At 66.2% G+C, this 13,436-nt stretch carries 12 protein-coding genes; 10 read left to right on the forward strand and 2 right to left on the reverse strand.

The genetic code is table 11. The features are described 5' to 3' along the window. The first annotated feature begins 140 nt into the window (after positions 1-140). The 9 genes from IPM80_06170 (at position 141) to maf (ending at position 8,220) form a co-directional block, all read left to right on the forward strand. Positions 141-413, forward strand: a complete 273-nt coding sequence (locus IPM80_06170; protein MBK8958011.1) for a helix-hairpin-helix domain-containing protein — start codon at positions 141-143, stop codon at positions 411-413. A 78-nt stretch (positions 414-491) separates the two neighbouring features. Further along, positions 492-3,212: a leucine--tRNA ligase gene (locus IPM80_06175; protein ID MBK8958012.1), complete on the forward strand. Its 2,721-nt coding sequence runs from the start codon at positions 492-494 to the stop codon at positions 3,210-3,212. A gap of 6 nt (positions 3,213-3,218) precedes the next feature. Beyond that, positions 3,219-3,767, forward strand: a complete 549-nt coding sequence (locus IPM80_06180; GenBank protein MBK8958013.1) for a hypothetical protein — start codon at positions 3,219-3,221, stop codon at positions 3,765-3,767. Between the two features lie 5 nt (positions 3,768-3,772). Next, on the forward strand, positions 3,773-4,810 hold the full coding sequence (gene holA / locus IPM80_06185) for a DNA polymerase III subunit delta (GenBank protein MBK8958014.1): 1,038 nt from the start codon (positions 3,773-3,775) through the stop codon (positions 4,808-4,810). A 2-nt stretch (positions 4,811-4,812) separates the two neighbouring features. Beyond that, positions 4,813-6,105: a glutamate-5-semialdehyde dehydrogenase gene (locus IPM80_06190; GenBank protein ID MBK8958015.1), complete on the forward strand. Its 1,293-nt coding sequence runs from the start codon at positions 4,813-4,815 to the stop codon at positions 6,103-6,105. A gap of 24 nt (positions 6,106-6,129) precedes the next feature. Then, the gene (gene nadD / locus IPM80_06195; GenBank protein MBK8958016.1) at positions 6,130-6,789 is read left to right on the forward strand and encodes a nicotinate-nucleotide adenylyltransferase; all 660 of its coding nucleotides are present in this window, start codon (positions 6,130-6,132) and stop codon (positions 6,787-6,789) included. Further along, a complete protein-coding gene (rsfS, locus tag IPM80_06200) occupies positions 6,786-7,157 on the forward strand; it encodes a ribosome silencing factor (GenBank protein ID MBK8958017.1) in 372 nt (123 codons plus the stop codon). Before nadD ends, rsfS begins: the two co-directional genes overlap by 4 nt. A gap of 12 nt (positions 7,158-7,169) precedes the next feature. After that, positions 7,170-7,634, forward strand: a complete 465-nt coding sequence (rlmH, locus tag IPM80_06205; GenBank protein ID MBK8958018.1) for a 23S rRNA (pseudouridine(1915)-N(3))-methyltransferase RlmH — start codon at positions 7,170-7,172, stop codon at positions 7,632-7,634. Between the two features lie 13 nt (positions 7,635-7,647). After that, positions 7,648-8,220, forward strand: a complete 573-nt coding sequence (gene maf, locus IPM80_06210; GenBank protein MBK8958019.1) for a septum formation inhibitor Maf — start codon at positions 7,648-7,650, stop codon at positions 8,218-8,220. Between the two features lie 157 nt (positions 8,221-8,377). On the opposite strand, the gene IPM80_06215 is transcribed toward maf, so the two are convergent. Together IPM80_06215 and IPM80_06220 are read right to left on the reverse strand one after the other, a co-directional pair. Next, complete coding sequence (locus IPM80_06215) at positions 8,378-10,414, reverse strand: sodium-translocating pyrophosphatase (GenBank protein ID MBK8958020.1); 2,037 nt, start codon at positions 10,412-10,414, stop codon at positions 8,378-8,380. A gap of 116 nt (positions 10,415-10,530) precedes the next feature. Further along, positions 10,531-11,796 (reverse strand): 6-phosphofructokinase, encoded by a 1,266-nt coding sequence (locus IPM80_06220; GenBank protein MBK8958021.1) that lies wholly within the window; start codon positions 11,794-11,796, stop codon positions 10,531-10,533. A gap of 173 nt (positions 11,797-11,969) precedes the next feature. Here IPM80_06220 and IPM80_06225 point away from each other — a divergent pair, with 173 nt between their 5' ends. Beyond that, positions 11,970-13,427: a M48 family metallopeptidase gene (locus IPM80_06225; protein ID MBK8958022.1), complete on the forward strand. Its 1,458-nt coding sequence runs from the start codon at positions 11,970-11,972 to the stop codon at positions 13,425-13,427. Positions 13,428-13,436 lie beyond the last annotated feature (9 nt).

Here is a 13,436-nt window from a genome sequence, read left to right on the forward strand (position 1 = left end):
TCCCGGTGCGAGGCCCGTCGCCGCGCCCGGTCACGGCTCGCCACGCGCGGTCGCGCTGCCTATGCTGGCCTCGTGCCGGGCGGCTTCAGGACGAAGCCCGCCAGTCGCACAGCCCAAGGGAATCCTAAAGGAGACATGGAATGTCCACACTCAGAAGTCTGATCATGATTTTCATGCTGGCCCTGTCCTGCGCCCTCAGCGCGGCCGAGCCGGTCAATCTCAATTCCGCCTCGGCCGAGGCGCTCGCCGCCGGCATGGTCGGCATCGGGCCGGCCAAGGCCCAGGCCATCGTCGACTATCGTGAAGCCCACGGCCCGTTCAAGACCGTCGACGACCTGCTGCAGATCAAGGGCATCGGCGCCGCGACGCTGGACAAGAACCGCGAGCGCGTGACGGCCGCCTCGGCCAAGTAAAGCAATCCCCCAACCCTCCTCGGTACGCCGGGGCTTGGCCGGTTCCGCAGCGGAACCGGCATCTTTTTTGCGCCGAAAATGGCCCTCCTGTATGCTCACCGGCCCTGCAAATCCCCGCCTCATCCTGCCCAATGCGGGGTGACGACCGGCGCAGGTTCATCCGATTTCCAAGCAGAAGGGCATTGCAGCGTGCGCCAAGAATTGAAGCGCGAACTCCTGACCGAGCGTTACGAACCGGCGCGCATCGAGCCGGTCGTGCAGGACCATTGGCGCGACCAGCAGACCTTCAAGGTGGTCGAGGACCTTGCGAAGGAAAAATTCTATTGCCTGTGCATGTTCCCCTACCCCAGCGGGCGCTTGCACATGGGCCATGTGCGCAACTACACCATCGGCGATGTGATTGCCCGCTATCAGCGCATGCAGGGCAAGAACGTGATGCAGCCCATGGGCTGGGACGCTTTCGGCATGCCGGCCGAGAACGCCGCCATCGAGAACAACGTGCCGCCCGCCAAGTGGACGCGCGACAACATCAATTACATGCGCGGCCAGCTGCAGCGCCTGGGCTTCGCCTACGATTGGGACCGTGAGCTGGCCACCTGCGACCCGGACTACTACCGCTGGGAACAGTGGTTCTTCACCCAGCTTTACGAGAAAGGGATGATCTACCGCGCCACCGCGGTGGTGAACTGGGACCCGGTCGACCAGACGGTGCTCGCCAACGAACAGGTCATCGACGGCTGCGGCTGGCGCTCCGGCGCACCGGTCGAGCGGCGCGAGATCCCGCAGTGGTTCCTGCGCATCACCGCCTACGCCGATGAGCTGCTGGAAGAACTGGACCGCATGGACGAGTGGCCGGAAGCGGTCAAGACCATGCAGCGCAACTGGATCGGTCGCTCCCAGGGCCTCTTGATCCGCTTCGCCCTCTCCGATGGCACGGGTGACCTGGAAGTCTTCACCACCCGTCCGGACACGCTGATGGGCGCGACCTACATGGCGGTTGCCCCCGAGCATCCGCTGGCGGTGGCCGCCGCGGCGCGCGACGCCCAGGTCGCCGAGCTGCTGGAAGCATGCAAGCGCCAGTCGACCTCGGAAGCGATCCTGGAAACCATGGAAAAGCGCGGCCTGCCGCTCGGCATCACGGTCGACCATCCCCTGACCGGCGCGCCGCTGCCGGTGTGGGTCGCCAATTTCGTGCTGATGGGTTATGGCACGGGCGCGGTGATGTCGGTGCCGGCCCACGACGATCGCGACCACGAATTCGCCCAGCGCAATGCCCTGCCGATCCGCCAGGTGGTGCGGCCGCTGGACGGCGCCGCCGTCGACATCGAACGCGAGGCCTACACCGAGCACGGCGTGCTGGTGAACAGCGGCGAATACGATGGCCTCGATTTCAACCAGGCCTTCGATGCCATCGCCACCCGCCTCGAAGGCCAGGGCCGCGCCGAGCGGCGCACCCAGTACCGCCTGCGCGACTGGCTGGTGTCGCGGCAGCGCTACTGGGGCTGTCCGATCCCGGTGCTGTACGACGCCGACGGCAATGTCGTGCCCGAGGTGCCCGAGCGCCTGCCGGTGGTGCTGCCGGAAGACGTCGCCTGGGAAGGCGTCAACTCGCCGCTGCGCAGCATGCCGGCCTTCACCCAGGCGACCCTGCCCGACGGCCGGCCGGGGCGCCGCGAGACCGACACCTTCGATACCTTCTTCGAATCGTCCTGGTATTTCACGCGCTTCGCTTGCGCCGATGCCAGCACCGGCATGGTCGACGCACGCGCCGACTACTGGATGCCGGTCGACATCTACATCGGTGGCATCGAGCACGCGGTGCTGCACCTCTTGTACGCGCGCTTCTTCCACAAGGCCATGCGCGACGCCGGCCTGGTGAAATCGGCCGAGCCCTTCAAGCGCCTGCTGACCCAGGGCATGGTGTGCAAGGAGACCTATTTCCGCGACGGCGAGAACGGCCGCAAGCAGTACTTCAATCCCGCCCAGGTGGACGTCGAGCTCGATGCCAAGGGCCGCGCCATCAGCGCCCGCGCCAAGGCCGACGGCCTGCCGGTCACCATCGGCGCGGTCGAGAAGATGTCGAAGTCGAAGAACAACGGCATCGATCCGCAGGCCCTGATCGACAAGTACGGCGCCGACACCGTGCGCCTCTACACCATGTTCGCGGCGCCGCCCGACCAGTCGCTGGAGTGGTCCGATTCGGCGGTCGAAGGCCAGTTCCGCTTCCTGAAGTCGTTGTGGCGCCAGGTCACCGAGCACGCCGCCAAGGGCGTGCCGGGCGAGGCCGGCAGCGTCACCGACGAACTCAAGACCGTGCGTCGTCACATCCACGAGACCATCGTCAAGGTCAGCGATGACGTCAGCCGCCGCTACAAATTCAACACCGCCATCGCGGCGGTGATGGAATTGTTGAATCACCTGTCGCGCATGACGGTCGACAGCGCCGCCGCCCACGCGGTGCGCCAGGAGGGTCTCACCACCGTGGTGTTGCTGCTCGCGCCCATCGTGCCGCACATCACGGCGGTGCTGTGGCAGGCGCTCGGTCACGACGACGAACTCAGCCAGGTGGCCTGGCCCAAGGCCGATGCTTCCGCGCTGACGCGCGACGAGGTCGAAATGGTGGTGCAGGTCAACGGTCGCAAGCGCGCGGTGGTGAGCGTGCCGGCGCAAGCCGACAAGGCCACCTGTGAAGCCATTGCGCTGGCCGACGACAACGTGCAGCGTTTCGTCACCGGCAAACAGATGCGCAAGATCATCGTCGTGCCCGGCAAGCTGGTGAACGTGGTGGTGGCGGAGTAAGCAAGCATGTCGCAGCGCGCCCGCCTTGCCCTGTTGATGCTGTTGCTGGCGCTCAGCTTGAACGGTTGCGGTGGCTGGTACCTGCGCGGTTCCAATCCTGCTTCGACGCACAATTTCCGCAAGGTCTACCTGAAAGGCGACGACGCCGAACGGGTGTTGATCGCGGTGCGTCACGAGCTCTACAACCGCGGTCTGAAAGTGGTGCGTCGACGTGCCGATGCCGACCTGGTGATCGAGATTGAAGACGAGCGTTACGAGCGTCGCATCCTGTCGGTCGACCCCGGCACCGGTAAGGTGCGCGAAATCGAGCTGGGCCTGCTCGCGCATTTCACCGTGCGTTCGGGCGACGGCAAGCTGCTGGTGCCGCGCGAACCGCTGACCTTCCAGCTCGATTACGTGTTCGACGAAGGCTCCTTGCTCGGCACCGTCGAGCAGGACAACACCGTGCAGCAGGATCTCGCGGAAACGGCCGCCACCTCGCTGATCTTCCGCCTCGAATCGATAGACCTGCCGGCGCCGGCCGCCAAGGCGCCGCGCGCCGACCCCAAGGGCTGACGCCCGTGCAACTGAGCGCCGAGCGTCTGCATGAACGGCTGCGCGCGCAGCCGCTGGCGCCGGTGTATTTCTTTCACGGCGACGAACCCCTGCAGCTCATGGAATGCGCCGACGCGGTGCGCAAGCGCGCCTTCGAAACCGGCATCGAAGAGCGGCGCGTGTTCGACGCCGAGACCGGTATCGACTGGCAGGCGCTGGCCGACGAAGGCAACGCGATGTCGCTGTTCGCGAGCCGCCGCCTGTTCGAGATCCGGCTCGGCGAACGCAAACCCGACAAGGCCGGCGCCGAGATCCTGGAACAGCTCGCGAGCCGCGGCCAGGCCGACGACATCGTGGTGGTGAGCGCCGGCAAGCCCGATGGAACGATGAAAAAGGCCAAGTGGTTCGTGGCCCTCGAGAGCCACGCGGTGTGCGTGGCGAGCCGCGATCTGCGCGGCGCCGCGCTGCCGGAATGGCTGGGTCGTCGCGCCGCGCGTTTCGGCAAGCGCCTGGCGCCTGCCGCCGCCGAAATCATCGCCGACCGCGTGGAAGGCAACATGCTGGCCGCCGCTCAGGAAGTGGAAAAGCTGTGCCTGTTGGTCGATGCCGATCTCATCGGCGAGGACGACGTGCTGGGCGCGGTGCGCGACAGCGCGCGTTACGATGTCTTTCAACTGGCCGACGCGGTGGTGGCCGGCGACTTGGCGCGCGCGCTGCGCATCATTCGCGGCCTGCGCGAGGAAGGCACCGAGCCCTTGCTGCTCAACTGGGCGCTGGGCCGCGAACTGCGCCAGCTGGCCGGCATTTCCCACAGCGTTGCGCGCGGCACGCCGGTGGACGCCGCGCTCGAGCAATATCGCGTATGGAGCAACCGCCGCGGCATGATGAAACGCATGCTGTCACGGCTCGGCACGGATGACCTCATGCACTTGTTGGCGTACGCTAATTTCATCGACACCGTGGTCAAGGGTGCGCGCAGCGGCGAGCCCTGGGACGAGATCGAAATTCTGACGATGAAGATGGGCGGCGCGCGGGGCATCGATGGCCTCATGCGCACGCTCTAGGAATGGGCATGGCTGAAACAATCACATCACTGAACGCCAGGAGCGACGAGGTCGGCGCCTACGTCGAGGGCGTGGCGCGCGCGGCGCGCGCCGCGAGCCGCGCCATGGCGCGCGCCACCAGCGCCGACAAGAATGCCGCGTTGCTCGCCATCGCCACGCGCGTGCGCGCCAAGGCCGCCGACATCCTCGCCGCCAATCGCGCCGACGTCGAAGCTGCCGGCGGTCTCGATGAGGCAATGGTCGAACGGTTGACGCTGAACCCGTCGCGCATCGAGGCCATGGCGGCTGGCGTCGCCGAAGTGGCGGCACTGGCCGACCCCATCGGCGGCATCACCGATCTCGAATTCCGTCCGACCGGCATCCAGGTCGGGCGCATGCGCGTGCCGCTGGGCGTGGTCGGCATCATCTACGAAGCGCGTCCCAACGTGACCGCCGACGCCGCGGCGCTGTGCCTGAAATCCGGCAATGCCGCCATCCTGCGCGGCGGCTCGGAAGCGCTGCGCTCGAATCAAATCATCGCCGAGTGCGTGCACCATGGCCTCGAACAGGCCGGGCTGCCGGCCACCGCCGTGCAGGTCATCGCCACCACCGACCGCGCGGCGGTGGGCGCGCTGCTCGCGCAGGACAAGTACGTCGACGTGATCGTGCCGCGCGGCGGCAAGAGCCTCATCGAACGGGTCAGCCGCGAGGCGCGCATGCCGGTCATCAAGCATCTCGATGGCGTGTGCCACGTGTTTCTCGACGACAGCGCCGATGCCGCCAAGGCCCTGGCCATCGCCGTCAACGCCAAGACCCAGCGCTACGGCACCTGCAACACCATGGAGACCCTGCTCGCGACGCCCGCCGCGGCGACGCGGCTCTATCCCGCCATCCTCGCGGCGCTGCACGAGGCGGGCGTCGAACTGCGAGGCTGCGAGCGCAGTCGCGCGCTCCATGACAAGGTCATCGCAGCCAGCGAAGACGACTGGTACGCCGAGTACCTGGCGCCCATCCTCGCGGTGCGCGTGGTCGACGGTTTCGATGCCGCGCTCGATCACATCGCGCGCTACGGTTCGCAGCATACCGATGCCATCGTCACCGAGAATTTCGTCAATGCGCGGCGCTTTCTCGCCGAGGTCGATTCGAGCTCGGTGATGGTCAATGCCTCGACCCGTTTCGCCGACGGTTTCGAATACGGCCTCGGCGCCGAGATCGGCATCAGCACTGACAAGTTCCATGCGCGTGGCCCGGTCGGTCTCGAAGGCCTCACCTCGCAGAAGTGGATCGTGCTGGGAGACGGCCATATCCGCGCCTGAGTCCATGGGCGGGAGCGGCGGGCGATGAGCGCGGCGGCCGGCGCGCGCGCCGCCCTGCGTCCCATCGGTCTCATGGGCGGCACCTTCGACCCCGTGCACAACGGTCATCTGCGCCTCGCCATCGAAGCCTGCGAGGCGCTCGCGCTCGACCACGTACGGCTCATTCCCCTGTGCCTGCCCTACCATCGCGACGCGCCGGTCGCGTCGCCGCCGATGCGCGCGGCGATGCTCGAAGCGGCGGCGCGTCCGCCGCTGGTGGTCGATCGTTGCGAGATCGAGCGCGGCGGCGTGAGCTACACCGTCGACACCCTGGCGCACATGCGCGCACGCTGGCCCGAGCGCTCGCTGGTGCTGCTCATCGGGCTCGACGCCTACCATGGTCTGCCGCGCTGGCATCGCGCCGACGAGGTGTTGTCGCTCGCCCATATCGTGGTGGCATCGCGGCCCGACATCGGCACCACCCACGACCCCGCGCTTGACGAACTGGTCGCGAATGCGCAGGCTGCGCACGTGGATGCACTCCATGACACGTGCGCCGGCCGGGTGTTCTTTCTCGATATCCCCCTGCTTCCGATCGCGTCCAGCGAACTGCGCGCGCGTCGCGCCGCCGGCCGTAGCATTCGGCACCTGGTGCCGGAGTCCGTCGACGACCTCATCACCGAACACTCGCTGTATTTCCCATGAGCAAAAAAGAAGACAAGGCCCTGGCCGATCTCGCCAAGCGTGTGGCGGCGGCGCTCGATGACGGCAAGGCGGTCGACATCCGCGTGCTGGACGTGCGCAAGCTGACCGTCATCACCGACTACATGATCATCGCCTCCGGCCGCTCATCGCGACAGGTGCGGGCGCTCGCCCATCGCGTCATGGAAACCGCGCGCGAACTCGGCCATACCCGCATCGGCATCGAAGGCGAACGCGAAAGCGAGTGGGTGCTGATCGATCTCGGCGGCGTGGTGGTGCACGTCATGCAGGCCGAGACCCGCGCCTTCTACCAGCTCGAAAAACTCTGGGAGCAGCGCGCGCCCATCGAAATCGAAGCGGGCCAGGCGTAGCGGTCCTCGACCATGGTGGTGGACGTGCTGTGCGTGTGCCGCCGCCCGCCGGCCTGGGTCAGCGAGCTCTGTGCCGACTACACAAGGCGCCTGAAGCGCAGCGACGAACTCAACTTTCGTTACCTCAATCCCGGCGCCGACGGCGTCGACAGCACGGTGCGCCGACGCGATGAAGGCGCGCGCATCAAGGCGGCACTGAAAGCCGGTACCCATTTCGTTGTGCTCGACGAACGGGGCGAACACTGGAGCAGTGTCGAACTCGCGCAGCGACTCGGCCAATGGCGCGAACGGCACAAGCACCTGACGCTTGCCATCGGCGGCGCCGACGGCTTCGATACGCAGCTCGTCGACGGCGCGGCCGAACGCTGGTCACTGTCACGCCTGACCTTGCCGCACTTGTTCGTGCAGGTCGTCATCGCCGAACAGCTCTACCGCGCGGCGAGCATCCTCGCCGGTCATCCCTATCACCGACCCTAAGAGAATCCCTCGCATGTTGCATCTGGCTTCCCGCTCGCCGCGTCGCGCCGAGCTGCTGCGTCTCGTGGGCGTCGAGTTCGTGCTGGTCGACGTCGAGGTCGATGAATCGCAGCATGCGGGTGAGGCGCCCGCCGACTACGTGCTGCGCGTTGCGAGCGACAAGGCACGCGCCGGCGGCGAACACCTGGCGCCCGGCGCGGTGGTGCTGGCGGCCGACACCACGGTCACCGTTGATGGCGAGATCTTCGGCAAGCCGAGTGACGAGGACGACGCGCGCCGCATGCTCACGCGCCTGTCGGGTCGCTGGCACGAAGTGATGACGGCGGTGGTGGTCAGTGTCGATGGCCGCCATCACAGCGAAGTGGTGAGGACGCGCGTGGAATTCCGCGCGCTCGACGACGCGACCATCGCTGCCTACTGGCACAGCGGCGAACCCGCTGACAAGGCCGGCGCCTATGGCATACAGGGACTGGGCGGCGCGCTCGTCAAACGCATCGATGGCAGCTATGGCGCGGTGGTCGGCTTGCCGCTGTGCGAGACAGTGACCTTGCTCGAGCGGGTCGGGGTGCGGCACGCGTTGCGCTAAGGTCGAATGTGCGCCACCCGCTGTGGGTCCGACTTCAGTCGGACATTTCGTGGGTGTGTCGGAGAAGAGGAGCGGGGCAGGTTCGTCCGACTGAAGTCGGACCCACGGCCTGGCGGGGGGAAACCCCGCCCATCCTGCGATGGGCGGGGCAAATCAATCAGACCACCAACGGCACGATCAAGAGCGCCACGATGTTGATGATCTTGATCAGCGGGTTGACGGCGGGGCCGGCGGTGTCCTTGTAGGGGTCGCCGACGGTGTCACCGGTCACGGCGGCCTTGTGGGCTTCCGAACCCTTGCCACCGCAATGGCCGTCTTCGATGTACTTCTTGGCGTTGTCCCAGGCGCCGCCACCGGTGGTCATCGAGATGGCGACGAACAGGCCGGTGATGATGGTGCCGAGCAACAGACCACCCAGCGCCTTGTAGCCGAGGGTGAAGCCGATGACGATCGGCACCAGCACCGGCAGCAGCGACGGGATGATTATTTCCTTGATGGCGGCCTTGGTCAGCATGTCCACCGCGCGCGAGTAATCGGGCTTGGCGGTGCCGGCCATGATGCCGGGGATCTCCTTGAACTGGCGACGCACTTCCACCACCACCGAGCCGGCGGCGCGACCCACCGCTTCCATGCCCATGGCGGCGAACAGGTAAGGCACCATGCCGCCGATGAACAGGCCGATGATGACGGCCGGATCGGACAGCAGGAAGTCGACGCCGACGTCCGCCGCGAGCTTGCCGGCCGCACGCAGGTGGGTTTCGAGCTCATGGGTGTAGTCGGCGAACAGCACCAGCGAAGCGAGCGCGGCGGAGCCGATCGCATAGCCCTTGGTGACGGCCTTGGTGGTGTTGCCGACCGCGTCCAGCGGATCGGTGATGCCACGGATCTTCTCGTCCAGTTCCGCCATCTCGGCGATACCGCCGGCGTTGTCGGTGATGGGGCCGAAGGCGTCCAGCGCGACGATGATGCCGGTCATGGACAGCATCGAGGTCGCGGCGATGGCGATACCGTAGAGACCGGCCCACTTGTAGGAGAAGAAGATGCTGGCGCAGATCACCAGCACCGGCAGCGCGCAGGCCTTCATCGACACGCCGATGCCGGCGATGATGTTGGTGGCGTGGCCGGTTTCCGAGGCGTTCGCGATGTGCTTCACCGGGCCGTACTGGGTGCCGGTGTAGTACTCGGTGATCCACACCAGCGCCGCGGTCAGCACCAGGCCGACCATCGCGCACATGAAGATCGGCATCGCGCCGTAGCTCGAGCCGGTCATCATTTCGTTGGTCACGTAGTAGAAGGCGCCGGCCGAGATCACGCCGGCGGCGATGAGGCCCTTGTACAGGGCGCCCATGATCGAGCCGCCTTCGCCGGTCTTGACGAAGAACGTGCCGATGATGGAGGCAATGATGGACACACCGCCGAGCACCAGCGGGTAGACCACGCCGTTGGGACCAACTTCGGATGCCGCCAGGTGGCCGAGCAGCATGGTCGCGATCACGGTCACCGCGTAGGTCTCGAACAGGTCGGCGGCCATGCCGGCGCAGTCGCCGACGTTGTCACCGACGTTGTCGGCGATCACGGCCGGGTTGCGCGGGTCGTCTTCCGGGATACCGGCTTCGACCTTGCCCACCAGGTCGGCGCCGACGTCGGCGCCCTTGGTGAAGATGCCGCCGCCGAGACGGGCGAAGATGGAAATCAGCGAACCGCCGAAGCCGAGGCCGACCAGCGGTGCAAGCGATGCTTCCGGGTTGCCGTTGGTGAGATAGGCGTAATAGCCGGCCACACCGAGCAGGCCCAGGCCGACCACCAGCATGCCGGTGATGGCGCCGCCGCGGAACGCGACCTGCAGGGCGGCGTTCATGCCCTTGTTGGCCGCTTCAGCGGTACGCAGGTTGGAGCGCACCGAGATGTTCATGCCGATGTAGCCGGTGGCGCCCGACAGCACCGCGCCGATCGCGAAGCCGATGGCGGTCAGCGAGCCCAAGGCCATCCACAGGCCGATGAACAACACCACGCCGACGATGCCGATGGTGGTGTACTGACGGTTGAGATAGGCGCTTGCGCCCTGCTGTACGGCAGTCGCGATCTCGATCATGCGCGCATTGCCTTGCGGCTGGGCCAGGATCCAGGTCACGGACCAGAGGCCGTAGGCCACGGCGAACACGCCGCAGGCGATGGAAAACCAGAGTGGAGACATGAGAGAACCCCTCAGCTAAGGATGGCTGTGAATTAAATTATGCGAAGAATCGGCCGATATCAGCCGCTAAGGCCCGTCATTCCCCAACGATGGGCGCGCCCGATTGTACTTGGCTTTCAAGCGAGGGCAAAACCCGTGGCCAGCTTTTTCGGCACCGCCACGTTTTTCAAAGTCACGTACTGCGGCAGGCCGTCGACATAGGGGGGGTAGTCCTCCCCCAGGATGAGGGGCTTGAGGTAGCGGCGACAGGCCTCGGTGATGCCGTAGCCGTCGGCGGTGATGAAATCGCGCGGCATCTTCTTTTCGACATTGGCCACCTCGCTCAAGGCGGCCTTGCCAATCTCCCAGCGATAGGGCTCGTCGGCCACGCGCACGATGGTCGGCATGACCGCGTTATCCCCGGCCAGCGCCATCTCGACCGCCGCGCGGCCCAAAGCATAGGCCTGCTCGACGTCGGTCTTCGAGGCGATGTGGCGCGCCGCGCGCTGCAGGTAGTCCGCCACCGCCCAGTGGAACTTGTGGCCGAGCCTGTCCTTGATGAGCTGGGCGATGACCGGCGCCACGCCGCCCAACTGGGCATGGCCGAAGGCGTCGCGGGTACCGGCCTCGGCGACGAATTGGCCTTCGGCGTTGCGCAGACCCTCCGACACCACGACAGCGCAATAGCCGTGGGTGTTCACGCAGGCGTCGACCTTGGCCAGGAAGTCGGCCTCGTCGAACGTGATCTCGGGGAACAGGATGAGGTGCGGGGCGGCGCCCGGCGTGGTGGCGGCGAGGCCGCCAGCGGCCGCGATCCAGCCGGCGTGGCGGCCCATCACTTCCATGACGAAAATCTTGGTCGAGGTCTTGGCCATCGAGGCGACGTCGAAGCCGGCTTCGCGAATGGACACCGCCACGTACTTGGCCACCGAGCCGAAGCCCGGGCAGTTGTCGGTGACGGGCAGGTCGTTATCGACGGTCTTGGGAATGCCGATGGCGGTCAGCGGATAGCCGAGCGCGCGGCTGAACTCGGCGACCTTGTTCGAGGTGTCCTGGGAATCGCCGCCGCCGTTGTAGAAGAAATAGCCGATGTCATGGGCGCGGAACACCTCGATGAGCCGCTCGTACTCGGCGCGGTTCTTGTCCAGCCCCTTCAATTTGTAGCGACATGAGCCGAAGGCGCCGGACGGCGTATGGCGCAGGGCCGCGATGTCGGCAGCGGATTCCTGGGAGGTGTCGATGAGATCTTCGGTCAGTGCGCCGATGATGCCGTTACGGCCGGCGTACAGGGTGCCGATGCGATCAGCGTGGCGCCGCGCGGTCTCGATGACGCCGCAGGCCGAGGCATTGATGACGGCGGTCACGCCGCCCGATTGCGCGTAGAACGCGTTGCGTTTCTCCACAGTCATTGCATGGTTCCGTCGTATTGAGTGCAGCCAATCTCGAAGTCCGGCGTTCGCGGCATGACGGCGAACTCCGCCGGGGCGGTTCAGTCACAGTCGGGTCGCGGACCCGCATAGGGTACGCCTCGACCTTGTGTTAACGTAAGCGGGGCGCCAGGGCGCCGGATCTCCAAATGAAGCGCAATTACTGCTCCATCGCCATTCTGCTCGCCGCGCTCGGCGCCAGCGCGTCATTGGACGCGGCCGACCAGATCGAACTGCCGGAAATCGGCGATTCGGCCGGCGCCATCATCTCGCCCGAGCAGGAGCACCGGCTCGGCGAAGAGTATATGCGCCAGATTCGGCGCCAGGCGCCGATGGTGACGGACGACGAGGTCGAGGATTACATCCAGAACCTGGGTGCGAGCCTGGCCAAACACACCAACTACGAGCTCGGCTTTCACTTTTTCATGATGCAGAGCTCGGTGATCAACGCCTTCGCGCTGCCGGGCGGCTACGTCGCCATCCATACCGGGCTCATGCTCGAGACCACCAACGAGAGCGAACTGGCGTCGGTGGTGGGCCATGAAATCTCCCACGTCACGCAGCGCCACGGCGCGCGCATGATCGAGGAGATGGCGCACATGTCGGCGCCCATGATCGCGTCGATGGTGGCGGGGCTGGTGCTGATGGCGGTCAATCCCCAGGCCGGCGCTGGCGCCTTGATGGCCGGCCAGGCCGCCGCCCAGCAGATGCAGATCAATTTCACGCGCGCCAACGAAAAAGAAGCCGACGCGCTCGGCATCCAGCTCATGACCGAGGCGCACTTCGACACCCACATGATGGCCTCGTTTTTCGAGCGCATGCAGCGTGCCTCGCGTTACACCGACCCGGCCTACATTCCGGAATACCTGCGCACCCACCCGATCACCATCAATCGTATCGCCGAGGCGCGTAACCGCGCGGCGCAGATCAAGCAGTCCAAGGTGCTGGGCGACAGCCTCGAATATCACCTGGTGAAAGCCAAGCTGCGGGTGATGGCCGAGCCCGATCCGATGCAGGCGGTGCGATATTTCCAGGAAGCGCTGGCGCGCCACGGCGATGAACCGGAGGAAGCCAATCGTTACGGCTACGCATTGGCGCTCAACGAGGCCGGTGATTTCGAAAAAGCGCGCAATGAACTGGCCAAGCTGATGGCCGCGCACCCGGACAACATCGCGTTCCTCATTGCCTCCGGCCAGGTCGAACAGCACGCCACTTTGTATGCCGCCGGCCTGCCCTACTTCGTCAAGGCCTACCAGCTCAAGCCCGAGTCGCGGGCCGCGGTCTACGGCTACGTGAATGCGCTGTTGCTGGTCGATCGCGCGCAAGAGGCCAAGGATCTGCTCGGCGCCTACGGCCTGTCGGACCGGCGCGACCCGAAGTTCTACAAGCTCCTCGCCGACGCCCAGACCAAACTTGGCGACAAGCCCGAAGCCCATCACTCGCTGGCCGAGTATTACTTCAGCGTCGGCGAGTTTCCCTATGCCGCCGAGCAACTGCGCATCGCCCGCGAATCGCCGGGTCTGAGCAACTATCAACGGCAGAAAATCGTTGCCCGACTGGAGGAAGTCGAGGACACCATGCAGCGCCTCATGGACGACCGTCACTGAGCGAAGCAG

The sequence above is a fragment of the Pseudomonadota bacterium genome (assembly GCA_016719885.1).
Classification (GTDB): domain Bacteria; phylum Pseudomonadota; class Gammaproteobacteria.